Consider the following 21,701-nt stretch of genomic DNA (forward strand, 5'->3'; position numbering starts at 1 on the left):
CATCGACTTGGGGGAGTTCAGGATGCGAAGTGCCGTCGTCACGCCGAATGGTGACCAGATCCGCTGGGCCGAACTGCCGGGGGGCGGACCCGCGCGGGTCTACGTGCACGGGCTGGGATCCACCTCGCCCGCATACTTCGCGGCGAGCGCCGTGCATCCGCTGCTCGCCGGGCGGCGATCCCTGCTGATCGACCTCCTGGGGCACGGGCACAGCGACCGGCCGGAGGACTTCTCGTACACGCTGGAAGCGCATGCCGACGCCCTCGCCGCCGCGCTGGAGCAGGCCGGCACCGGCGCCGCCGAACTGATCGCGCACAGTATGGGAGGCGCTGTCGCCATCGTGCTGGCCGACCGGCACCCCCACCTCGTCTCCCGGCTGGTGCTGGTCGACGCCAACCTGGACCCGACCCCGCCCGACCCCGCCGCCACGGGCAGCAGCGGGCTCGCCACCTACACCGAGCAGGAGTTCCTGGCCGGCGGCTGGACCGAGGTGCGCGACCGGGTCAGCGCGCACTGGTGGTCCACAATGCGGCTGGCGGGCCGCGTCGCCCTGCACCGCAGCGCCGTCCACCTGGCGGCGGGCACGACGCCGACGATGCGCGAGGTGCTGTTGCGGCTGAAGATCCCGCGCAGCTACCTGCTCCCGGCCGAGGACGGCAGCCTCCCCGGGACCGAGGCCCTGGAGGCCGCTGGAGTGGCGGTCGTCTCCATCCCGGACTGCGGGCACAACATCATGCTCGACAACCCCGAAGGCTTCGCCCGGGCCGTCGCGGATGCCCTTGCCGCGGACTGAGGAACCTGTTCCAACGGCCCGAGCCCTGGCCCACACATGGCCGGAGGGCGGGCACCCGAATCGGGTACCCGCCCTCTGACCTGCTGCTTCTTGACTTGGCGGTGGGTGTGGGATTTGAACCCACGGTGACTCGCGCCACGACGGTTTTCAAGACCGTTCCCTTAGGCCGCTCGGGCAACCCACCTGGCGGGTACAGAGTACCGGGCGGTGGGGGTGGGCGGCGCTGGGGATTCTCGGAGGGTCAGGCGATCTGGGCCTTGTCGTAGGCCGCCTTCGCCTCGTTGCCGAAGTACGGTCCGAACATGCGGTTCGGGAGGAACGTGTAGCCGAAGCTGTTCACGGAGACCTGGGTGCCCAGGCCGGTCGCCTCGTTGAAGTCCTGGAACCAGGGGCCGCCGCTGGAGCCGCCGGTCATGTTGCACGGCAGGCTGTGGTCCTTGGTCAGCAGGAAGTCCTTGCCGGTGTTGCCGCTGCAGTACACGAGCTTGGTGCCGTCGTACGGGGCCGCTGCCGGGAAGCCGAAGGCGTACATCTTCTTGTTGTACCCGCCGTTGAAGACGATGCCCTGGGCTCCGACGGTCTGGCTGAGCGTCCGTCCGTTCAGCGGGGCGACGACCGCCAGACCGACGTCCATGTTCATGTCCTCGCTCGCCACCCACTGGTCGGTCGCGAAGGTCTTGGTGGCCGTCCACTGCCCGTAGGGCGCGTTTCCGTTGTCGTATCCCGGGACGAAGATCCAGTCGGTGTGCCAGGCGCCCTGGTACTTCACGCAGTGGCCGGCGGTGATCACCGTGCTGCCGTTGGCGCTGGTGATCGAGTCGCCCGAGCAGGAGGCGCTCTTCCCGTTGAAGGTGAAGAAGACCCGGCCCGAGGTTTTGACCACCGCGCCACCGGCCGTCCAGGCTCCGCCCGGCTGGGGGAAGGCCGCGGGGGAAGCGCCGGCGGGGGTCGGGGCGATCGTCGTGGGGCGCTCCGCGGTGGTGGGCGCCGTACGGGCGGCCGCGCCCGGGGCGGCAATGCCCGGGGTGGCCGTGATGTCCAGCGGGGTGGCGGCCCGCATCCGCTCGGCCGACCAGGAGCCCGGGGCGGGGCGCTGCGCGGCGGCCGAGGGGGAGGCCGCCGTCAAGGTACCCGCGAGCAGGGCTCCCGTCGCGAGTAAGACCGATATGGCTGTCCGATGGCGATTCACGCATGACTCCTTCTGCCGTGCCCGGATGAAGAGTTGTCGGTGCGGATCGGGGGCAGCGTGGCACGCCGGGAACGAGATGTCAGGCACCAGTCGGAACGTTCGGTCGGTTCCGGCCAGGAAATGGCCAACTCCGGTTAGGTGGTGAGGAGGACACCCGCGTACGAAGCTCCGGCCACCACCACCCAGGCCGCGAGACCCAAGAGAGCGGCCCGGCCGCCGGTACGGGACAGGGTGGGCAGGTGAACCGCGCTGCCCAGGCCGAACAGGGCGGCCGCCAGCAGCAGTTCCTGGGCCGTGTGCGCCCATTCCAGCGCTACGCCGGGCAGTACCCCGGTGGCGCGCAGCGCGGCCGCCGCGAGGAACCCGGCCACGAACAGCGGCACCGGAACCGGCCTGCGGCCCGTGGGAGTGCGCACTCCGCGCCTGCGGGCCCGTACCGAGAAGGCCACCGCCGCGACCAGCGGGGCCAGCATCGCCACGCGCATCAGCTTGACCAGCACCGCTTCGCCCAGGGCGCCGGGACCGGCCGTCTGGGCGGTCGCCACCACCTGGCCGACGTCGTGGACGCTCGCGCCCACCCAGCGGCCGAAATCCGGGTCGGACAGTCCGAGTGGGGACTGCAGGAGCGGCAGGACGGCGATGGCGAGGGTGCCGCACAGGGTGACCAGGGCCACCGAGGAGGCCACGTCCTCCTCATCGCTGCCCGATACCTGGCTGACGGCTCCGATGGCCGAGGCTCCGCAGATCGAGTACCCGGTGGCGATCAGCAACGGCTGGTCTCCGGGGAGTCCGAGTCGCCGGCCGAGCCAGAGGGTGCCGAGGAAGGTCGCCGCCACCACCCCCGCCACCATCGCCACGGTGGCCCAGCCCAGCCGGAGCACCTCGTCCAGCCCCAGCGCCAGGCCCAGCAGGACGATGCCGATCCGCATCAGGCGCCGCCCTGCCAGGGAAAGGCCCGGGCGCGCGGGGCCCCGTACGAAGCCCCGTAGACGGGGGAGGTGAGCCGCGGCGATACCAAGCACCACCGACACCGTCAGCATCGGCGCCCAGGGCGCCAGCCGGTGCACCGACCAGGCCGCCAGGACTCCGGCCGCCGCGAGGCCCAACCCGGGCCACGATGACGATGTTTCACGTGAAACATCGCCCGGAACCGGTGATCCCACCCCGCGCACCGGGCGGTTCAGCAGGGCCATCAGTCGGTCGGGAGCGTGTAGACGCGGCGGACACTGCTGCCCAGGCGTACGACGTCGGCGCCGTAGACGTGCAGGGATATCGCCTTCGTGCGACAGGAGTTGCGGACCTTGTGGATGTCACCGGGCGGGGCGAATCCGCAGACCTCTCCGGGGCCGTTGACCACGTGCTCGGTCGCCACCAGACGGGCGCCGGTGGTGGCCGTGGCAGGGGCGAGGCGGTAGCGGAGCTCGCTCTCCTCACCCTCGTGCACCCCGGCCACGCACCACGAGACGTGGTCGTGGATGGCGGTCTCCTGACCCGGCAGCCACACCAGGGCCACCACGGAGAAGCTGCCGTCCGGCTCCGCGTGCAGGATGTGCTGCCGGTAGCGGTCGGAGTGACCCTCGCGCTGCTCGGCGGTGAGCAGACCGGGCGTCCCCAGGTGCGGGGCGAGGCGTTCGCCGACCAGGTAGGCGGTCAGGTCGGGGGCCAGTCCCCGGTCCACGACCGTACGGATCTCACTGACGAGGGCGGCCGTCCTCGCGGTCGTGCGGGCCGGCGTGGTGGTGGTCATAGGGGGAGCGTCGAGGAGCCCACCCATCACGTCCAACGACAGTTGTGAGCCGAAATCCCAAGCCCGGCTTATGGGTTGGGGCGGAGTCGGAGCGTCGGCGGTGCCGGTTCAGCAGCCGACGCGGTTCGAGGCCGCCTGCCTCAGGGCCTCCAGCACCACCGCCGTCGCCGGGACCCGCAGATGATCGCGGTACACGTGCGCGGCGATGTGACGACGCGCGGCCGGCAGGAGGGCCCGCCCGCACACCTTGCTCAGCGAGAGCGAGGGCAGCACCAGGGCGGGCATCATGGCCACGCCCAGGCCCTGTGCGACCAGGCTCTGGACCACCAGGTTGTCGTCGGTGGCGAACCGGATGTCGGGCACGAAGCCGAGCTCCGCGCATTCGTGCAGCAGGTTCGCCCGGCAGCGCGGGCAGCCGGCGATCCACCGCTCTTCGGAGAGGTCCGCGAGGTGCACGGCCCGCCGCCGGGCCAGCGGGTGCCCGGTCGGCAGCAGCACCGTCAGCTGGTCCTCCATGAGCCTGACCTCGGCGACCTCCTCCGGGACCTCCTCGTGCAGGCCGGGATAGGTGAAGGCCAGGGTGATGTCGCACTCGCCCCGCTCCAGCCTGCGCAGGGAGTCCGGGGGCTCCCCCTCCAGCAGCTCGACCTGGATGCCCGGGTGCTCCTTGGCCAGGCTGCTCAGGGCTTCCGGGACCAGGGTGACGTTGGCGCTGGGAAAGCCACAGAGCCGGACGCGGCCGGTCCGCAGCCGGGCGTAGGCCTTCAGCTGGGCCTCGGCGGCGGAAAGACTGCCCAGGATGGCCTCGGCGTGCCGGGCCATCGACTCCCCGGCCTCGGTGAGCTGCATGCGGCGTCCCACGCGGGTGAACAGCGGGGTGCCGACGGCGCGTTCGAGCGCCTTCATCTGCTGGGTGATGGCGGGCTGGGTGTACCCGAGGACCCGGGCGGCGGCCGAGTAGGACCCCGAGGCGACCACCTCGTGGAAGGTCCGTATGTGCCGCGAATCGAACACGGTCGAAGCATAAGCGGACGTTGGGAGGGGCCGCAGGCACAATCACGCCTACGACCCCTCGCCATCAAGCCAGTTGGCTCTGCCGCCCGCAGGCGACCGGCCTCTACTTGTCGCCGACCCGCGAGCCGAGCGTGATGTCCACCGTGGTCGGCTTGCCACCGCGCAGGTAGGTCATCTTCACCGTGTCACCCGGCTTGTACGTCCAGATCTCGCTGATCAGGGTCGGGCCGCTGTCGATCGGCTTGCCGCCGAGCTCGGTGATGATGTCGCCGGGCTTCAGCCCCGCCTTGCCCGCCGGACCGTTCGGGTCGACCAGCTCGCTGGCCGCGGCGCCCGTCTCGGAGATCTTCGCTCCGTCGGTCTTGGCCGCGAGGTCCACGGAGACCGAGATCACCGGGTAGACCGGCTTGCCCGTCTTGATCAGCGATTCGGCGACGTTCTTCGCCTGGTTGACCGGGATGGCGAAACCGAGGCCGATGGAGCCGGCCTGGCCGCCGCCGAAGCCGCCGCTGCCCGCCGACTGGATCGCGGAGTTGATGCCGATGACCGCGCCGCGGCTGTCGAGCAGCGGACCACCGGAGTTGCCCGGGTTGATCGAGGCGTCCGTCTGCAGGGCGCTCATGTACGAGTTCTTGCCGCTGGAGCCGTCACCCGAGGCGACCGGCCGGTTCTTGGCGCTGACGATGCCGGTGGTGACGGTGTTGGACAGGCCGAACGGAGCGCCGATCGCGATGGTCGAGTCGCCGACGGCGACCTTGTCGGAGTCGCCGAGGGGCAGCGGCTTGAGCCCGGACGGCGGGTTCTTCAGCTTGATGACGGCGACGTCGTACCCCTCGGCCCGGCCGACGACCTCGGCCTCGTACCTCTTGCCGTCGGAGAAGGTCGCGCTGAGCTTTCCGCCGTTGGCCGCGGAGGCGACCACGTGGTTGTTCGTGAGGATGTGGCCCTGCTGGTCGTAGACGAAGCCGGTGCCGGTGCCGCCCTCGCCGTCGCCGGCCGAGGCCTCGATGGTGACGACGCTGGGCAGCGCGCCGGCGGCCAGGCCCGCGACGGAACCCGGATCGCGCTTGAGGTCCTTGGGCGTGTTGCCGGCGCTGACCGTGGTGGAGCCGGAGCCGTCGCCACTGCGGTCGGCGGCCCAGTAGCCCACGCCGCCGCCGACGGCTCCCGCGAGGAGCGCCGCCGCGAGGACGCCCGCGATCATGCCGCCCTTGCCCTTCCGCTTGGGCTGCGGTGCGCCGTCGGTGGCCAGGGGCACGCCCCAGCCGCCACCGCCCTGGCCGTCACCGGCCCCGTACGCGGGGGCCGCGGGCGGCGGGGGAGGCCAGCCCTCGGCGCCCATCGCCTGCGGCGCGGGAGCGGGGGCATCGGCGTACGCCGGGGTGACCGGCGGGACCGGGCTCTCGGCATACACGGGAGCCGGGGCCGGGGCGGGCGCCGGCGGCAACTGCTGCGTCACCGGCTCCACGGGCGCCGGCGCGGCGGGCGCGACCGGCGCGGCGTCGACGGGCGCGGCCACCGGGGGTACGGGCGGAGCCGCGGGGGGCGTCGGGGCCGCGGTGCCCTCGTTCTCGGTGCTCACAGCGCTCTCTCCTCGTCACACACGGCTTCAGAAATACGGGCGATATCGGTCCGACTGAACGTTCGACGTGCCGTACAAGTTCCTGGGCAAAGCCTTTCCCATGACCCGTCAGAGCACTGTAAGCCGGACCTGTGAGTCTCCCCCATCCTTTATCTCCGACATTTCGGACGCATCTCCAGAAGCGCCCGCAGGGCTCTCCCCGACATCCGAGCCCCTCCCGGTGGCACCATGAGCCGGTGACCCACGCAACGCCGCGCACCATCCAGGTCGTCGCCCACCGCGGCGCCTCGGAGGATGCCCCCGAACACACGCTGGCCGCCTACCGCAAGGCCATCGACGACGGGGCCGACGCCCTCGAGTGCGATGTCCGGCTCACGGCCGACGGCCATCTGGTCCTGGTCCACGACCGGCGGGTGAACCGCACCTCCAACGGCCGCGGCGCCGTCTCCGCCCTGGAGCTGGCCGATCTCGCCGCCCTCGACTTCGGCTCGTGGAAGGACCGGGAGGAGTCTCCCGACTGGGACGCGGATCCCGAGCGGACCTCCGTACTCACCCTGGAGCGGCTGCTGGAGCTGGTCTCGGACGCCGGACGGCCGGTTCAGCTGGCGATCGAGACGAAGCACCCGACGCGCTGGGCCGGACAGGTGGAGGAGCGCCTGCTCTTCCTCCTCAAGCGCTTCGCGCTGGACGCCCCGCCGCCCGAGGGGCCGCACCCGGTCCGGGTGATGAGCTTCTCCGCGCGCTCCCTGCACCGGATGCGAGCGGCCGCGCCGACGGTCCCGACCGTGTACCTGATGCAGTTCATCTCGCCCCGGATGCGGGACGGGCGGCTGCCGGCCGGAGTGCGGATCGCCGGGCCGGGGATGCGGATCGTGCGCAACCACCCGGGCTTCATCCGCAAACTTCAGGCCTCCGGACATTCCGTTCACGTATGGACCGTGAACGATCCGGAAGATGTTCAGCTCTGCGCTGATCTGGGTGTGGAAGCGATCATCACCAACAGACCGCGACAAGTTTTGTCACAGCTAGGCCGCTGACGTCCCGGTTTGCACCTCCGCCACAGGCGCCACATCCGTTACAGGGTGTGCACCGGCGCATCCGCTCCGCGTTCGGTCGCCGTGAATGCGTCAGAGGGCGCCGGTCCGACGGTTTCCGGTCCAGGCCATTGGGGCATCCAGACCATGCGTGGGGCTAAGGAGGTTCCGGGGGTGGCGTTGATGGTGGCACAAGAAGTGCCCACGTCGTCGTGCATGGACGTGTCCCATGGTCCTGCGGGCGTGGGCGAGGCGAGGCACCGGATGCGCGAGCAGCTGCGCATCAGCGGAGTGTCCGAATCGATCGTGGATGACGCCGTACTGATCCTTTCCGAACTGCTCAGCAACGCCTGCCGGCACGGCAGACCGCTGGGCGCGCGGGAGATCGGGGACGGTGGGATACAAGCGTCGTGGCGCGTCGACAAGGCGGGGCGGCTGACGGTCGAGGTCACGGACGGCGGCGGGCCCACCCGCCCCATCCCGGCCAAGCCCTCGGTCACCGCACGGGGCGGGCGGGGGCTGAACATCATCAGCGCCCTGGCCCAGGACTGGGGTGTCCGGGACGGAGCGGCGGGTGAGGTCACCGTCTGGGCGATCGTTGCCTGTGGGGCCCGACACGAAGATTTCGCTACGCGCGTTGCGCCCCCGGCGATCGATTTCAGTACGGCCTTCGACGATCTGGATCCCTGATCCGATCGGTGATCGACCGCGGGTGGACGGATGGCGGCCGTCCGGGAGCGCACGCCGACCGTGCTCCCGGCCGCACCCCACCGGTTGTGGCGGTACGAACGGCTAGGCTCGCGCCCAGACCGACGCCGTACCGCCGCAACCGGGAGACACCCACGATGGCCAAGAAGCGCCCCGCCGCGAAGTCCGCAAAGCCGCAGCTCAACAACGGGGAGATCCCGGTGGTGGGCGCTCGCGAGCCCTGCCCCTGCGGATCCGGGCGCCGTTACAAGGCCTGCCACGGCGCGGCCGCCGCGCACGCCGTCACCGAGCACGTGGCCCGGCCGTTCGAGGGCCTGCCCGGCGAGTGTGACTGGGTGGCGCTGCGCGAGCTCGTCCCCGCCGCCACCGTGCCGCTCACGCTCAAGGGCGGACTGCCCGAGGGCGTCCCCTCCGTCACGCTGGTGACCGTACTGCCGCTGGCCTCGCCGGCACTGCGCCGCGAGGACGGCTCCGTCCTGCTCGGCCTGCAGAACGACTCGACCACCGGCGACCTCGCCCGGGACATGGCCGACACCCTGGAGCGCGCGCTCGTGGCCGAGCCCGGCACCGTCGTCGCGGCCCGCCGGGTTCCGGCCGAGGGTCCGCGACTTCAGGATCTCCTGTCCGCAGACGGCGGTTTCGAGCCGGTTGTCCACAGCGGGTTCGAATTCTGGATTCCGGAAGCGGAGAGCGCCCAGAGCGCCTCCCCGGAGGTCGCCGCCTCCCTGGAGCGCGCCAACGCGGCCGCCATCCCGACCGTCAAGCTGACCGGCGTGGATGCCGCCTACTGGTGCGAGACCCCGGACAAGAACCACCTGCGCTGGGTCATGCCGCACCCCGAGGAGAAGCTGCTCGACGCGCTCGCGCGTCTCTCCGCCGCGGGCACGTCCTCGCTCGGCGAGGGCACCAAGCTGGTCGGCTCCTTCCGCGCCCACGGCCTGATGGTCCCCGTCTGGGACCTGCCGACCGGGGTCTCGGCCGAGGACGTGGAGAAGCCCGCGGCGGAGCTCGCGGAGCGGCTCGCCGCGGCCCTCGCGACGGACGCGCCGCTGACTGCGGAGGAGCGCCGGGCCCGCGGTGGCCTCACCAACCGCCAGGTCACGCTCAGCTGACCAGGCGGCCGGCCCCTTCGCGGGCCGGCCGCGAGGGTCCACGGGAGGGGCTGCGGGAGGGTCACCGGTGACCGGTCACCGGTGACCGGTGTCACAACTCCCGCTAATCGCCTGCAAATCGGTGTCTGAATATCAGAGATCGAATTTGCGAACAGGCGATCTCTTGTTACCGTTCTTGTAGCCCGGTCGCTGGTGCATCCCCCGTCGCCAGCGACCGGGCCCTTGATTTTCCGGTGGCGCTCAACCGTCACCCGGTACCGGTGAGTTACTCCCGGACCGCAGGAGCAGGGCTCCTTCATCATCCGGAACTGCAAATTCCGCTACGGCCGAGTAGTCCTCCGGCGCCCCGGCCGACTCTTCCCTCGGCGTTTCGCACAGCCCCGGTTCATCGCCCGCGCCGACCGCGCAGCGGATCTGCACCGTGCGCCCCGCCGGACCCATCACCGTGAGCACCGCATCGAGGGCGCGGCCGCTGGTGTTCCGGTAGTAACTGCGCCCCCAGGTCCGGCCCTCGCCCGACAGGACGCACGTCTGCGCCTCCACCCCCTGCGGGGAGGACAGTTCGGGTCCGCAGCGGGCGTCCGTACGCGGCTGCTCGACCGGGCCCGGGCGGCCCGGCGCGGCGGCGGAGGCCGGCGTACGGGACCGGCCGGAGGCGGAACTCGCTCCCGGACCGCCCGAAACGGCTGAGCCCCCGGACTTCTCGGAAGCCTTGGAGTCCGACGACCCCGGGTCGCCCTTGGGAGGGTGACCGAGGCCGAAGGAGGAGAGCAGCCCGCCGCCCTTTCCGTCGCTCTGACCGGCGAAATCCGGCCCGGCGATCGCGCCCGCCAACGGGAGCGACAAGATGATCAACACACCGGCGCCGATACCGATCAGGCGGAGATTCATTCGCCGAAGATAGCGATCCGGGAATGGGGCACGGAGATCCCCGCGCCCAATTCCCTTGGAAACTCGTCTCGCTGGCACCCGTACGAGTGATCCGTCAGTGCACGGGCGCCAGTACACGAGCCTCAGAAGGCGAGCCCCAGCGCGCGAGGCTCAGTGCGCGAGCCTCAGTACGCGAGCCTCAGTACTCGAGGCTCAGTGCGCGAGCCTCAGTACGCGAGCCGGCTCCCGCCGCCCGAGGCGCCGCTGCTCGCCTCCACCAGTGCGTCCACGACCGCCTCCACCTCCGGCAGCCAGATCTCCCCTGAGCCCGCCGGCTCACGCTCCCACCGCACCTGGCCGCCGCCGATCGCGGCGGAGGGCGGCAGCAGCAAGTAGCCGCCCTCGCCGTGGAAACGCAGCGAGGAGGGCACGTGGTCCTTGGCGTAGAGGATCTCGCCGAGCCGCTCCAGCGAGTACGGCGCCACGAGCAGCGACCACCGCGTGGGCGTGGCCACGATCGGCCCGAGCCGCATCCCCTCGGCGTCCAGTCGTCCGACGGCACGCGCGGCCGCCGCGGCGGGCAGGCTCACCGCGCAGGGCGCACTCCCGCCGGTGGCCAGCAGGATGGGGGCACCCGCCCGGTTGGCCCACCACCAGGAGACCATCCGGGGGTCGGCGGTGGCCGCGAGCAGCCCGGGATCGAAGGGGTGCGCGCCGGGCACCGCGCACTCGGGATCGGGGCAGGCGCACCGGGAGCTGTCGGCGCCGGAGCGTCCGACGCCCGGCAGCACGGGCCAGTTCCAGGTGGTGGCGCAGGTCAGCGCCGCGTCGAGGAGAGCCGGCGCATCACCCTGCGGCGGGGCGGGGCGCAGGGATTGCAAGCGATTGCGGAGCCGCTGGAGACGCCTTCCGAGGATCTCGCGCATGAGCGCTCGTTCCTTTCCGTTGAACGCCGAGGGCCACATCACACCATGTGAGCGATGGTTCACCGCACGTACACGTTTTCGCGTCACTGTCCGCCTGAAGCAGGTTCACACGGTTCGTGCAGTTTCTTACGGGTCCATGAAACGTCCGTCGGGGGCGGTACGCGACCCGGGACCGCGCGGGGGACGGCTGTCGTCGATGGGGACGACGGACCGTGCCCGACGGTTCCCGGCGGGCACCGGGCTACGCCAACTCTCCCCGGGTGCAACGGATTACGTACCCGGACCGGTCGACGGACTCGCCCAGTCGACCGCAAAAACCGTCCGCTTCCCGCTTTTTCCAGCCAAGTTCTAGCCCTGACCGGACAGTGAGTTGCCGTCCCACGGACACCAGGATTCCCACCTGGGCAATGCTGGACATCGCTCCTCGTGTGCGTGTAGATGTGGATTCATTGATAGCGGCGCAGCATGATCTGGGGGTTTGCGATGCTATATGGCGAATCGCACCAGCTGGAAAGGCGGACGCCATGAGCGCCCCGCATCTGCCGAAAGTGGCTGGAATCGATCCAGCTGTCACAGCGTCCCCGCACACTGTGGCGCCCACGGCCGTGTCCACATCGACGAGCCCGCGAGCGGTCCACGCACCGGCGCAGGGCCCCGCCGCGAGCTCGGTCATTCAGGACCGTCTCGCGGGCATGGTCTCCGACCTCACCACCCTCCACGAGCTCACCGAGCGGCTCGCCCGCACCAGTGACCTCACCGCCTCCCTCCAGGAGTTCCTGCGGGCGGGCGCGGCCCTCGTCGGCGCCCGCCGCGGCCTGATCGTCCTGGAGCCCTCCGACGGACTCGGCCCCACCACCACGATCGGCCTCGGGCTCGGCCACGCCGACCTCGGCCACATCGAGACGGTGCCGCGCAGCGCCACCTCCTACGGCCGCATCCTCGACGGCCTGCCCGATGCCAACGGCGGCTCGGAGGTCCTGCCCGAGCCCGGCGCGACCGCCGCCGCCGGCGCCGACGGGTACGCCACCCCCGTGGACCCCCGCCACCGCGAGGTCGCCGCCCGCCTCGGCTACGCCGCCAGCTACGCGCTGCCGCTGACCGCCGAGGCCACCGGCCGGCTCGGCGCAGCCGTCTGGCTCTACGACGAACAGGCCGAGCCCAGCGACCGCCAGCGCGACCTGGCCGGGCTGTACGTCCGGCACGCCGCCGAGCACCTGGCCCGGATGCTGGAGGTGGAGCGCGCCCGCTCCAGCCTGGCCACCGTCGCCGAGGAACTGCTGCCCAGCCGGCTCCCCCGGATCCCCGGGGTCCAGCTCGCCGCCCGGCACCACACCGGCCCGCACGGCGGAGGCGACTGGTACGACGCGCTGCCGCTGCCGGAGGGCGCCCTCGGGCTGGCCGTCGGCTCCGTCACGGGCTCGGGACCGAGCGCCGTCGCCGCGATGGGGCGGCTGCGGGCCTCGCTGCGGGCGTACGCCGTCATGGAGGGCGAGGACCCCGTCGCCGTCCTCTCCGACCTGGAGCTGCTGCTGCGCCTGACCGAGCCCGCGCGCTCGGCGACCGCACTCTTCGCCTACTGCGAGCCCGCCGGGGGCCCGAATTCGAACGGCCGGGGGAGGAAGCTCATCCTGGCCGGGGCCGGACACACTCCGCCGCTGCTGATCGGCGAGCGGCGCACCGAGTACGTGGAGACCACCCTCTCCGCGCCGCTCGGGATGCTGTCCTGCTGGGAGGCTCCCAGCGTGGAGATCGAGCCCGCGCCCGGAGAAACGGTGCTGCTGTACACGGACGGGCTGCTCCGGCGCACCGGGGACCCGATGGACCGGGCGTACGCGCGCCTGCACGCCGCCGCCGCGGGGATCCCCCGTAGCGCCCGCGAGGACCCGGCCGCCATCTGCGACCACATCCTGCGGACGGTTCTGCCGGACGGCGACGGGGACGGGCCCGCCTTCCCGGCGGACGCCCCCGAGGACATCGTGCTGCTCGCGGCGCGGTTCGAGTGACGCCGGGCGGGTCGCCGGGCATGTGACGCCGGGCGGGTGACGAGGACGTAAGAGGCGGGACGTGTGACCTGCTTTGGCGGATTTGTCACACGACCCGTCGGGGGGCGTCCGCTCACACATACGATGGATGAGGTCCATACCCGGTCCGTGTCCGTCGTACTGAGGAGAAGACGTGGCTGACGAGCTCACCCCGGAGACCCCGGAAGAAGAGCAGCCCAAGAAGAAGCACAAGCAGCGCAAGAACGGGCTGTACCCGGGCGTCAGCGAGGAACTCGCCGCGAGCATGCGCACGGGCTGGGCGGACACCGAGCTGCGCGGACTTGAGCCGATCGCTCAGGCCGCACACACCGCCGCCCGCCGCTCCGCGCTGTCCCGGCGCTTCCCCGGCGAGCGCCTCGTCGTCCCCGCCGGACGGCTGAAGACGCGCTCGAACGACACCGAGTACCCCTTCCGCGCCTCGACCGAGTACGCGTACCTCACCGGCGACCAGACCGAGAACGGCGTCCTGGTCCTGGAGCCCGCGGGGGAGACCGGCCACCACGCCACCGTCTACCTGCTGCCCCGCTCCGACCGCGAGAACGGCGAGTTCTGGCTCTCCGGCAGCGGCGAGCTGTGGGTCGGCCGCCGCCACTCCCTCACGGAGGCCGAGCAGCTCCTGGGCATCCCCGCCAAGGACGTGCGCAAGCTCCCCGAGGAGCTGGCCGAGGCCGAGGGCCCGGTCCGTAGCGTCCGCGGTCACGACTCCGTCATCGAGACCGCTCTGACCGACAAGGTCACCAAGGAGCGCGACGAGGAGCTGCGCGTCTACCTCTCCGAGGCCCGCGCCGTGAAGGACGCCTTCGAGATCGGTGAGCTGCAGAAGGCCGTCGACTCCACCGTCCGCGGCTTCGAGGACGTCGTGAAGGTGCTCGACAAGGCCGAGGCCACCTCCGAGCGCTACATCGAGGGCACCTTCTTCCTGCGCGCCCGCGTCGAGGGCAACGACGTCGGCTACGGCTCCATCTGCGCCGCCGGCCCGCACGCCTGCACCCTCCACTGGGTCCGCAACGACGGAGACGTCCGCTCCGGCGACCTGCTGCTGCTCGACGCCGGTGTGGAGACCCACTCCCTCTACACCGCCGACGTCACGCGCACCCTGCCGATCAGCGGCACGTACACCGACATCCAGCGCAAGATCTACGACGCGGTCTACGAGTCCCAGGAAGCCGGCATCGCCGCCGTCAAGCCGGGCGCGAAGTTCCGCGACTTCCACGACGCCTCCCAGCACGTGCTCGCCGAGAAGCTCGTCGAGTGGGGCCTGCTGGAGGGCCCGGTCGAGCGTGTCCTGGAGCTCGGCCTGCAGCGCCGCTGGACCCTGCACGGCACCGGCCACATGCTCGGCATGGACGTCCACGACTGCGCCGCCGCGCGCACCGAGGCGTACGTCGACGGCACCCTGGAGCCCGGGATGTGCCTGACCGTCGAGCCCGGTCTGTACTTCCAGGCCGACGACCTGACCGTGCCCGAGGAGTACCGCGGCATCGGCGTCCGGATCGAGGACGACATCCTCGTCACCGAGGACGGCAACCGGAACCTGTCGGCCGGGCTGCCCCGCACCTCGGACGAGGTCGAGGCGTGGATGGCACGGCTCAAGGGCTGACGCCACCGCTCGTACGCGCCGATGGGCGGGACCCTCCACGGGTTCCGCCCATCGGCGCGTCTACGACACCTTCAGCAGTGAGTCGTCCCGCCACTTCAGCATCTTGTCGAAGCTGACCACGGCGCCCCGGCCCGGCCGGTTGCGGAAGCGGACGTGGTCGGCGAGCTCCTCGATCAGGTGCAGTCCCCGGCCGTGCTCGGCAAGGGACGGTCTGCTGCGGGCCACCGTCGCGGGCGGGAACCCCGGGCCCGAATCGCTCACCTCGATGCGGCAGCGGTCCCCGTCCAGATAGGCCGTGACGTGGTACGCCCCGGTCCCGTCCGTGGAGCCGGAGCGCGGGGCTGGTTCGCGGCCACCGTGCTCCACCGCGTTCGCGCACGCCTCGCTCAGCGCCACCGACAGGTCGAAGGAGATGTCCGGGTCCACTCCCGCGGTCTCCATCGTCCCCAGCAGCAGCCGCCTCGCGAGGGGCACACTCGCTGCTTCGCGCCTCAAGTGGAGAGACCACCAGATGCTCATACGGTTACGTATTGCCGCCCGGGGCCCGGGCTAAGCCCCCGAGGGCCGACAGAGCCCTCGTTCGGCCGATGCGGCGCTCCCGGGCGGCGGTGTATGCGGTACGGGCGGGGGAGTGCCCGGGTGTGTGCACGGACCCAAGCCCGGGATCCGTCCGCGGGAATGCAAACCTGCTGTCGCACCTGCCGTATGCGGCGCCTAAGGCCAGTGCGATGATGGCCCGGCCATGACTGCATCCCCCCACGCGACGCAGGCCGGACCCGGCCTCAGGCTGATCCGGGCCGCGGTGTTCACCGCGGTCTGTGTCGTGCTGTCCGCGTCCGGGCACGCACTGGCCTCCTGCGCGACGGTGCCCTGGTGGTCCCTCTGCGCCGGCTTCCTCGCCGTCTTCGCAGGTGCGGCCCCGCTCGCGGGACGCCGCCGCTCGCTGCCCGGCATCGCCGCCGCGCTGGCGGGCGGACAGCTCGCGCTGCACACGGTGTTCGGCCTCGGCCAGCACAACGTCCCGGCGGGCGGCGGCACCTCCTCGGAGACCTCGCTCGCGGCGCTGGCCGCCCAACTGGTGTGCGGGGGCAACTCCGTCCCGATCCACCCGTCGGATGCCCGGCGGATCCTGGAGAGCGCCGGGCTGGACCCGGACGCCGTCGCCGCGCAGGCCGAGGCACAGGGGCACATGGCTCACGCCCACCTGGGGCAGGGCCTCGTCGAGCCGGCCACCGGACTGGTCGGGCTGTTCAGCCCGACCATGCTGATCGGGCACCTGCTGGCCGCACTCGCCGCCGGCTGGCTGCTCGGGCGCGGCGACGCCGCGCTGTTCCGTCTCCTCGAACTGTCCAGGCTCTCCGCCGCAGCCGGACCGGTACGCCCGCTGCGTGCCGCACTGGCCTACGTACGAGCCCTCGGCGCGGGCCTTCCGGGCCGGCCCGCCCGTACCCCGCGGGCAGCGGGCGACGGGACCGGCCCCGCCCTCTCCACGGGCCGGGACGCACTCCAGCACACGGTGATCAGGCGCGGGCCGCCCACGGCATTCGCCCTCGCAGCCTGAAGCGGCACCTCTCCTCCCCGGGACTCACGACGGGAGCACCGGTGCCGCGAACTCCGTGCGCGCCGCGCGCGGAGCCACCGTCACCACTGCTTCCGTGGAGTGTTTCTGCCGTGAAGACCTCTCGCGTCTCCTTCGCCGCCGCCCTCGCCGCCGGTTCCGTCCTCCTCCTCTCCGGTACCGCCTTCGCCCACGTCGGCGTGCAGCCCGTCGGGGAGGCCGCCAAGGGCGGCTACGCGACGCTCAACTTCAAGGTCCCCAACGAGCGCGACAACGCTGCGACCACGCAGCTCGAGGTCAACTTCCCCGTAGACCAGCCGCTCACGTCCGTCATGCCGCAGGACATCCCCGGCTGGACGTCCAGCGTCGAGAAGACCAAGCTCGACAAGCCGCTCACCGTGCACGGCAAGCAGGTCAACGAGGTCGTCACCAAGGTGACCTGGTCCGGCGGCAAGATCGAGGCCGGCAAGTTCCAGCAGTTCCCGGTCTCCGTCGGCAAGCTGCCCGACAACGCCGACCAGATGGTCTTCAAGGCCATCCAGACCTACGACAACGGCGAGGTCGTCCGCTGGATCGAGGAGCCCAAGGAGGGCGCCGCCGAACCGCAGGCCCCGGCGCCCGTCCTGAAGCTGACCGCCGCCGGCGCTGACCACCACGACCCTGCCAAGAAGCCCGCGGACGAGGCGAAGAACTCCGACGCCGGCCACAAGGACGGCCAGGACGGCCACGACACAGCCGCCGCCAAGAGCGGCTCCGACACGACCGCGCGGGCCCTCGGCATCGCCGGCATCGTCATCGGACTCGGCGGCGTGGCCTTCGGCGTCGCCTCGCGCCGCCGCGCCTCCTGACCCCCTGACCCCCTGACCCCCTGACCTGACGATCCCGCGCAGCCGGCCGGTCATCCGGGCCGGCCGGGCTCGCGGATCCACCCGTACCACCCCCGATCCCAGGGACTTTCCCATGCGCACCACACGTGTGACGCTCGCCGCCCTCGTGGCGGCGGCCGCCCTCACCCTCACCGCCTGCGGTGGTGAACCGGCCGAGAACGGCCAGGTCACCCAGATCAGCGAGAGCCAGGCGAAAGCCGGCTCCGCCACCGTGCTCGACCGCCCCTTCGACAAGCCGGACGCCGTCCTCACGGACACCACCGGCAAGCCGTGGAACCTGCGCGAGCAGACCAAGGGCAAGCCGACGCTCATCTACTTCGGCTACACCCACTGCCCCGACGTGTGCCCCCTGACGATGAGCAACATCGCCGTCGCCAAGAAGGCACTTCCCAAGGCCGACCAGGACAAGCTCCAGGTCGTCTTCATCACCACCGACCCGGAACGGGACACTCCCGAGTCCCTCGGCTCGTGGCTCAAGGGCCTGGACCCGGCATTCACCGGGCTGACCGGGGACTTCGCCACCATCCAGGCCGCCGCACGCACGCTCGGCATCGGTATCGAGGCCGCCAAGACGGACGCCGACGGCAACGTCGTCTCCATGCACGGCGCCCAGGTCATCGCCTTCTCGCCCAAGACCGACGAGGGATACCTCCTCTACGGCGAGAGCACCACCGTCGATGGCTACACCAAGGACCTGCCGAAGATCGTCAAGGGAGAGAACCCGTGAACACCCGCACCACCCGCACCCTCGCCGCCGCCCTCTCCCTGACGGCCGCGCTCGCCATATCCGGCTGCTCCTCGGAGTCCGAGTCCGCTTCCGGCATCGCGCCGAGGCTGACGGTCAGCGGCGGCTACATGCCGGAGCCCGTGAACGACGAGATGGCCGGCGCGTTCATGGTCATCAAGAACGACTCCAAGACGGCCGACAAGCTGACCGGCGCCACGAGCACGCTCTCCGACGATCTGCAGATCCACGAGACCAAGGATCAGAAGATGCAGCAGGTCCAGTCCATGGACGTGCCCGCGAACGGCGAGCTGAAGCTGGCGCGCGGCGGCAGCCACGTCATGTTCATGGGGCTCAAGAACACCCCCAAGGTCGGCGACAGGGTCACCATCGAACTGCGCTTCGAGAAGTCCGGCCCGGTCAAGGTCGAGCTGGACGTCAAGGAGCGGACGTACAAGGCTCCGACATCCACCGACGGCACCGCCCACTGACGGACCGAGGGACTGACACGCCATGACGGCCACCGCCCCGACCCCATCGACGGCCCGCGTCCGTGCCACGGCACTCCTGCCGCGGCTCACGCTGGTCCTCGCCGCTCTGCTGGCAGCCTTCTTCGCCGCTGCCGCGCCGGCCTCGGCACACGCCGCGCTGACCGCGAGCGACCCCTCGGACGGGGCGGTGGTCGCCACGGCGCCCGCCCAGATCACCCTCTCCTTCTCGGAGGGGGTCGCCATGAACGGCGACTCCATCCGCGTCCTGGATCCCCGGGGCAAGCGGGTCGACACCGGCGAACTGCGCGACCTCTGCAGCGGGAGCATCATCCGCTACGGCACCGCCCTGCGCCCGGGGCTGCCGGACGGCACCTACACCGTCGCCTGGCAGGCCATATCCGCGGACAGCCACCCGATCTCCGGCGCCTTCACCTTCTCCATCGGAGCCCCCTCCGAGACCGCCGTCTCCCTTCCCTCACGGACGGCGGGTGACGGGCCCGTCGCCGTCGCCTACGGCATCGCGCGCTACGTGGCCTACGCCGGGTTCGCCGTGCTCGTCGGCGCCGCCGCCTTCATCCTCCTGTGCTGGCGCCGGGGCGCCGCGCAGCGGCCGATGCAGAAGCTGGTCGTACGGGCCTGGGTCGCGCTCACCGTGGCCACACTGGTGATGCTGCTGCTCCGCAACCCGTACACCGGGTCGGGGAACTTCGCCGACGCCTTCGACCTGACCGGGCTGAAGGCCGTCCTGGAGACCAAGTCCGGGGCCTCGCTCGTCTCGCGGCTGCTTCTCCTCGGCGCCGCCGCACTGTTCATCACGGTCCTGTTCGGCTCCTATGCCCGGCGGCACGCGTCGAACGGATCGGACGGCTCGGAGGGGTCGGACGGCTCGGAGGGGTCGGACGGCTCGGAGGGGTCGGACGGCTCGGACGGATCCGACGGCCCCGGCACCTCGGAGGTCTCCGAAGAGGACGCCAAGGGGGAGAGTGACCTCGTCTTCGGGCTCGGCATCGGCGGGACCGTCGTCGCCGGCGGTATCGCGGCCACTTGGGCGCTGTCCGAGCACGCCTCCACCGGCATCCAGCCCGCCCTCGCCATGCCCGTCGACATCCTGCACCTGCTGGCCGTCGCCACGTGGCTCGGCGGACTCACCGCACTGCTCGTCGCACTCCACAAGGTCCCGGGGATCGAGCGCACGGCGATCCGGCGCTTCTCCACCGTCGCCTTCACCAGCGTTCTCGTCCTGGCCTGCACCGGCACCTACCAGGCCTGGCGTCAGGTCGGGAGTTGGTCCGCGCTGACCGGGACCGATTACGGGCGACTGCTGCTCGTCAAGATCGGCCTCGTCGCCCTCGTCGTCGCCATCGCCTACACCTCCCGGAAGTGGACCTCGAGGCTGGCCGAGGGGCCCGCCCCCGATGTTTCACGTGAAACATCGCCCGTGACCGTCACCCCGGCCGCCACCGCCGTGCCCGACGCCTCCGACATCCCCGCCGCCTCCGACACCGCCGCCTCCGACCCCCGGCGCGCAGCGCAGCTCGCCCGCCAGAGTGACGCCCGGCGCACCGCGCGGGAGAAGCAGGCGCGCGATGCCGACCCGGACCGCGCCGGGCTGCGCAGGTCCGTGCTCGCCGAGGCGGGCGTCGCCGTGGTCCTGCTGGCCGTCACCACCATCCTCACCAGCACCGAGCCCGGCCGTGCCGCGGAGCTGGAGGCGGGTCGCGGCTCCACCGCCACCGCCGTTCCCGACCGCGCGGTCAAGGTCACTCTGCCTTTCGACACCGGCGGTCAGAACGGCAAGGGCTCGGTCCGGCTCCAGCTGGACCCGGGCCGTATCGGTGCGAACACGCTCCACGTGTGGGCGGAGACCCCCGACGGCAAACCGCTCGACCTGCCCGAGCTCAAGGTGTCGTTCACCTTGGAGGCCAAGGAGATCGGCCCGCTTCCGGTCCTCCCCGAGCGCGCCGCTCCCGGGCACTGGACCGCATCGGGCGTCCAGCTTCCGCTGGTCGGCGACTGGCGGATCGACGTGACCATCCGTACCTCCGACATCGACCAGACGACCGTCCAGAAGAACGTGAAGATCGGCTGACCAGCGTGACCCAGAACAGCGCACCCACCGAGGGCACCCAGAGCACCCAGACCACCACGGAAGTCCCCGGCATCGAGATCTCCCGGCGGCGCCTGCTGGGCACGGTCGGCGCCGCGGGCGCCGCCGGGCTCGCGCTCGGCGCCGCCGGCGGGGCCCTCGTACAGTCCGAGGCGTCGGGGTCCGGGACTGCGGACTCCGTCGGCGCTCCCGGCAGCCTCGGCGCCACCCGGGTCCTCTTCGACGGGGATCACCAGGCCGGCATCACCACGCCCCTCCAGGCCAAGGGGCACGTCCTCGCCTTCGACCTGGCGCCCGGTGCCGGGCGCACCGAGGCCGCCGCCCTGATGCGGCGCTGGTCCGATACCGCGCGGCGGCTGACCGCGGGCGAGACCGCACCCGTCGCCGACACCGGCATCGCCCTCGACGCCGGCCCTTCCTCCCTGACGGTGACCTTCGGCTTCGGCCACTCCTTCTTCGATCGCACCGGCCTCACCGCGCGCCGTCCCGCCGCCCTCGACCCGCTGCCGGGCTTCTCCGCCGACCGGCTCGATGCCGGGCGCAGCAACGGCGATCTATGGGTGCAGATCGGTTCCGACGACGCGCTGGTCGCCTTCCACGCGCTGCGCGCCCTGCAGAAGGACGCCGGAGAGGCGGCCCGGCCGCGCTGGCAGATGAACGGCTTCAACCGCTCTCCGGGCGCCACCGCCTCCCCGATGACAGCCCGCAACCTCATGGGCCAGGTCGACGGCACCAACAATCCGAAGCCCACCGAAGCCGACTTCGACCAGCGGATCTTCGTCCAGGGGACGGTGCCCCCGGAGCACGCCTGGATGGTCGGGGGCTCGTACGCCGTCGTACGCCGTATCCGGATGCTCCTCGACTCCTGGGACCAGCAGTCGCCGGCCGCGCAGGAGCAGGTCATCGGCCGTACGAAGGCCACCGGCGCCCCCCTGACCGGAGGCGGCGAGACCACCGCCATGGCCCTCGACAAGATCGGCGCCGACGGAAAGCCGGTCATCCCCTCCAACGCGCACGCCCGGATCTCCGCACCCGCGCAGAACGGCGGCGCGGCCATGCTCCGACGCCCCTTCTCCTTCCACGACGGGATCGCCGCCGACGGGACCCCCGACGCGGGGCTGCTCTTCATCTGCTGGCAGGCCGACCCGTCCCGCGGTTTCGTCCCCGTCCAGCGCAAGCTCGACCGCGGCGACGCCCTGTCGGAATTCATCCGGCACGAGTCGAGCGGCCTGTACGCGGTGCCGCCCGGCGCGCGCCCCGGGGAGTACGTGGGTCAGCGGCTGCTCGAAGGGTGAACAACCCAGGTGGCGTCCGGGC

The 21,701-nt window shown here is 71.7% G+C and carries 20 protein-coding genes and 1 tRNA gene; 12 read left to right on the plus strand and 9 right to left on the minus strand.

Annotated elements, in window-relative coordinates; genetic code table 11:
* The first annotated feature begins 22 nt into the window (after positions 1-22).
* The gene (locus AC3IYI_RS20125) at positions 23-793 is read left to right on the plus strand and encodes an alpha/beta fold hydrolase (RefSeq protein ID WP_489405085.1); all 771 of its coding nucleotides are present in this window, start codon (positions 23-25) and stop codon (positions 791-793) included.
* A gap of 96 nt (positions 794-889) precedes the next feature.
* Here the strand turns inward: AC3IYI_RS20125 and AC3IYI_RS20130 are convergent.
* The 6 genes from AC3IYI_RS20130 to AC3IYI_RS20155 all read right to left on the minus strand — a co-directional run bounded on the left by AC3IYI_RS20130 (position 890) and on the right by AC3IYI_RS20155 (position 6,325).
* A tRNA-Ser gene (locus tag AC3IYI_RS20130) sits at positions 890-977 on the minus strand.
* 57 nt (positions 978-1,034) lie between these two features.
* Positions 1,035-1,982 carry a trypsin-like serine peptidase gene (locus tag AC3IYI_RS20135; RefSeq protein ID WP_489405086.1) on the minus strand — a complete coding sequence of 316 codons (948 nt, stop codon included), beginning with the start codon at positions 1,980-1,982 and terminating at the stop codon, positions 1,035-1,037.
* A 134-nt stretch (positions 1,983-2,116) separates the two neighbouring features.
* Positions 2,117-3,175 (minus strand): YeiH family protein, encoded by a 1,059-nt coding sequence (locus AC3IYI_RS20140; protein ID WP_489405087.1) that lies wholly within the window; start codon positions 3,173-3,175, stop codon positions 2,117-2,119.
* Complete coding sequence (locus AC3IYI_RS20145) at positions 3,175-3,729, minus strand: cysteine dioxygenase family protein (protein WP_489405088.1); 555 nt, start codon at positions 3,727-3,729, stop codon at positions 3,175-3,177. Before AC3IYI_RS20145 ends, AC3IYI_RS20140 begins: the two co-directional genes overlap by 1 nt.
* 108 nt (positions 3,730-3,837) lie before the next feature.
* A complete protein-coding gene (locus AC3IYI_RS20150; protein ID WP_489405089.1) occupies positions 3,838-4,743 on the minus strand; it encodes a LysR family transcriptional regulator in 906 nt (301 codons plus the stop codon).
* Positions 4,744-4,846: 103 nt separating this feature from the next.
* Entirely contained in the window at positions 4,847-6,325 is a 1,479-nt protein-coding gene (locus tag AC3IYI_RS20155) for a S1C family serine protease (RefSeq protein ID WP_489405090.1), read from the minus strand.
* A gap of 236 nt (positions 6,326-6,561) precedes the next feature.
* On the opposite strand from AC3IYI_RS20155, the gene AC3IYI_RS20160 reads away from it, so the two are divergent.
* The 3 genes from AC3IYI_RS20160 to AC3IYI_RS20170 all read left to right on the plus strand — a co-directional run bounded on the left by AC3IYI_RS20160 (position 6,562) and on the right by AC3IYI_RS20170 (position 9,179).
* The gene (locus AC3IYI_RS20160; protein WP_489405091.1) at positions 6,562-7,362 is read left to right on the plus strand and encodes a glycerophosphodiester phosphodiesterase; all 801 of its coding nucleotides are present in this window, start codon (positions 6,562-6,564) and stop codon (positions 7,360-7,362) included.
* 180 nt (positions 7,363-7,542) lie between these two features.
* Complete coding sequence (locus tag AC3IYI_RS20165) at positions 7,543-8,049, plus strand: ATP-binding protein (RefSeq protein WP_489411596.1); 507 nt, start codon at positions 7,543-7,545, stop codon at positions 8,047-8,049.
* 155 nt (positions 8,050-8,204) lie between these two features.
* Entirely contained in the window at positions 8,205-9,179 is a 975-nt protein-coding gene (locus tag AC3IYI_RS20170; RefSeq protein ID WP_489405092.1) for a DUF5926 family protein, read from the plus strand.
* Between the two features lie 240 nt (positions 9,180-9,419).
* Here AC3IYI_RS20170 and AC3IYI_RS20175 read toward each other — a convergent pair whose 3' ends face one another.
* Positions 9,420-10,070 (minus strand): hypothetical protein, encoded by a 651-nt coding sequence (locus AC3IYI_RS20175; protein ID WP_489405093.1) that lies wholly within the window; start codon positions 10,068-10,070, stop codon positions 9,420-9,422.
* A 206-nt stretch (positions 10,071-10,276) separates the two neighbouring features.
* A complete protein-coding gene (locus tag AC3IYI_RS20180) occupies positions 10,277-10,975 on the minus strand; it encodes a bifunctional DNA primase/polymerase (protein WP_489405094.1) in 699 nt (232 codons plus the stop codon).
* Between the two features lie 407 nt (positions 10,976-11,382).
* Between AC3IYI_RS20180 and AC3IYI_RS20185 the strand changes: the two genes are divergently transcribed.
* Together AC3IYI_RS20185 and AC3IYI_RS20190 are read left to right on the plus strand one after the other, a co-directional pair.
* On the plus strand, positions 11,383-12,978 hold the full coding sequence (locus AC3IYI_RS20185) for a PP2C family protein-serine/threonine phosphatase (protein WP_489405095.1): 1,596 nt from the start codon (positions 11,383-11,385) through the stop codon (positions 12,976-12,978).
* Positions 12,979-13,150: 172 nt separating this feature from the next.
* Positions 13,151-14,617, plus strand: a complete 1,467-nt coding sequence (locus AC3IYI_RS20190; protein ID WP_489405096.1) for an aminopeptidase P family protein — start codon at positions 13,151-13,153, stop codon at positions 14,615-14,617.
* Positions 14,618-14,677: 60 nt separating this feature from the next.
* Here the strand turns inward: AC3IYI_RS20190 and AC3IYI_RS20195 are convergent, their stop codons facing one another.
* Positions 14,678-15,136, minus strand: coding sequence for an ATP-binding protein (locus AC3IYI_RS20195; protein ID WP_489405097.1), 459 nt, complete (start codon positions 15,134-15,136; stop codon positions 14,678-14,680).
* Positions 15,137-15,359: 223 nt separating this feature from the next.
* On the opposite strand from AC3IYI_RS20195, the gene AC3IYI_RS20200 reads away from it, so the two are divergent.
* The 6 genes from AC3IYI_RS20200 to efeB all read left to right on the plus strand — a co-directional run bounded on the left by AC3IYI_RS20200 (position 15,360) and on the right by efeB (position 21,679).
* Complete coding sequence (locus AC3IYI_RS20200; RefSeq protein ID WP_489405098.1) at positions 15,360-16,178, plus strand: hypothetical protein; 819 nt, start codon at positions 15,360-15,362, stop codon at positions 16,176-16,178.
* A 110-nt stretch (positions 16,179-16,288) separates the two neighbouring features.
* Complete coding sequence (locus AC3IYI_RS20205) at positions 16,289-17,023, plus strand: YcnI family copper-binding membrane protein (RefSeq protein WP_489405099.1); 735 nt, start codon at positions 16,289-16,291, stop codon at positions 17,021-17,023.
* A gap of 112 nt (positions 17,024-17,135) precedes the next feature.
* On the plus strand, positions 17,136-17,789 hold the full coding sequence (locus AC3IYI_RS20210; RefSeq protein ID WP_489405100.1) for an SCO family protein: 654 nt from the start codon (positions 17,136-17,138) through the stop codon (positions 17,787-17,789).
* A complete protein-coding gene (locus AC3IYI_RS20215) occupies positions 17,786-18,277 on the plus strand; it encodes a copper chaperone PCu(A)C (protein ID WP_489405101.1) in 492 nt (163 codons plus the stop codon). Before AC3IYI_RS20210 ends, AC3IYI_RS20215 begins: the two co-directional genes overlap by 4 nt.
* A 22-nt stretch (positions 18,278-18,299) precedes the next feature.
* A complete protein-coding gene (locus AC3IYI_RS20220) occupies positions 18,300-20,366 on the plus strand; it encodes a copper resistance CopC/CopD family protein (protein ID WP_489405102.1) in 2,067 nt (688 codons plus the stop codon).
* Between the two features lie 71 nt (positions 20,367-20,437).
* A complete protein-coding gene (efeB, locus tag AC3IYI_RS20225; RefSeq protein WP_489411597.1) occupies positions 20,438-21,679 on the plus strand; it encodes an iron uptake transporter deferrochelatase/peroxidase subunit in 1,242 nt (413 codons plus the stop codon).
* Positions 21,680-21,701: the final 22 nt, after the last annotated feature.

This window comes from Streptomyces sp. GL_148 (assembly GCF_057834205.1).

Excerpts from the sequence above, each read along its gene's own strand:
- AC3IYI_RS20125 (WP_489405085.1), top strand. The coding sequence starts at position 23 with ATGCGAAGTGCCGTCGTCACGCCGAATGGTGACCAGATCCGCTGGGCC.
- AC3IYI_RS20140 (WP_489405087.1), bottom strand. The coding sequence starts at position 3,175 with ATGGCCCTGCTGAACCGCCCGGTGCGCGGGGTGGGATCACCGGTTCCG.
- AC3IYI_RS20145 (WP_489405088.1), bottom strand. The coding sequence starts at position 3,729 with ATGACCACCACCACGCCGGCCCGCACGACCGCGAGGACGGCCGCCCTC.
- AC3IYI_RS20165 (WP_489411596.1), top strand. The coding sequence starts at position 7,543 with ATGGTGGCACAAGAAGTGCCCACGTCGTCGTGCATGGACGTGTCCCAT.
- AC3IYI_RS20170 (WP_489405092.1), top strand. The coding sequence starts at position 8,205 with ATGGCCAAGAAGCGCCCCGCCGCGAAGTCCGCAAAGCCGCAGCTCAAC.
- AC3IYI_RS20175 (WP_489405093.1), bottom strand. The coding sequence starts at position 10,070 with ATGAATCTCCGCCTGATCGGTATCGGCGCCGGTGTGTTGATCATCTTG.
- AC3IYI_RS20180 (WP_489405094.1), bottom strand. The coding sequence starts at position 10,975 with ATGCGCGAGATCCTCGGAAGGCGTCTCCAGCGGCTCCGCAATCGCTTG.
- AC3IYI_RS20185 (WP_489405095.1), top strand. The coding sequence starts at position 11,383 with ATGCTGGACATCGCTCCTCGTGTGCGTGTAGATGTGGATTCATTGATA.
- AC3IYI_RS20195 (WP_489405097.1), bottom strand. The coding sequence starts at position 15,136 with ATGAGCATCTGGTGGTCTCTCCACTTGAGGCGCGAAGCAGCGAGTGTG.
- AC3IYI_RS20200 (WP_489405098.1), top strand. The coding sequence starts at position 15,360 with ATGACTGCATCCCCCCACGCGACGCAGGCCGGACCCGGCCTCAGGCTG.
- AC3IYI_RS20210 (WP_489405100.1), top strand. The coding sequence starts at position 17,136 with ATGCGCACCACACGTGTGACGCTCGCCGCCCTCGTGGCGGCGGCCGCC.
- AC3IYI_RS20220 (WP_489405102.1), top strand. The coding sequence starts at position 18,300 with ATGACGGCCACCGCCCCGACCCCATCGACGGCCCGCGTCCGTGCCACG.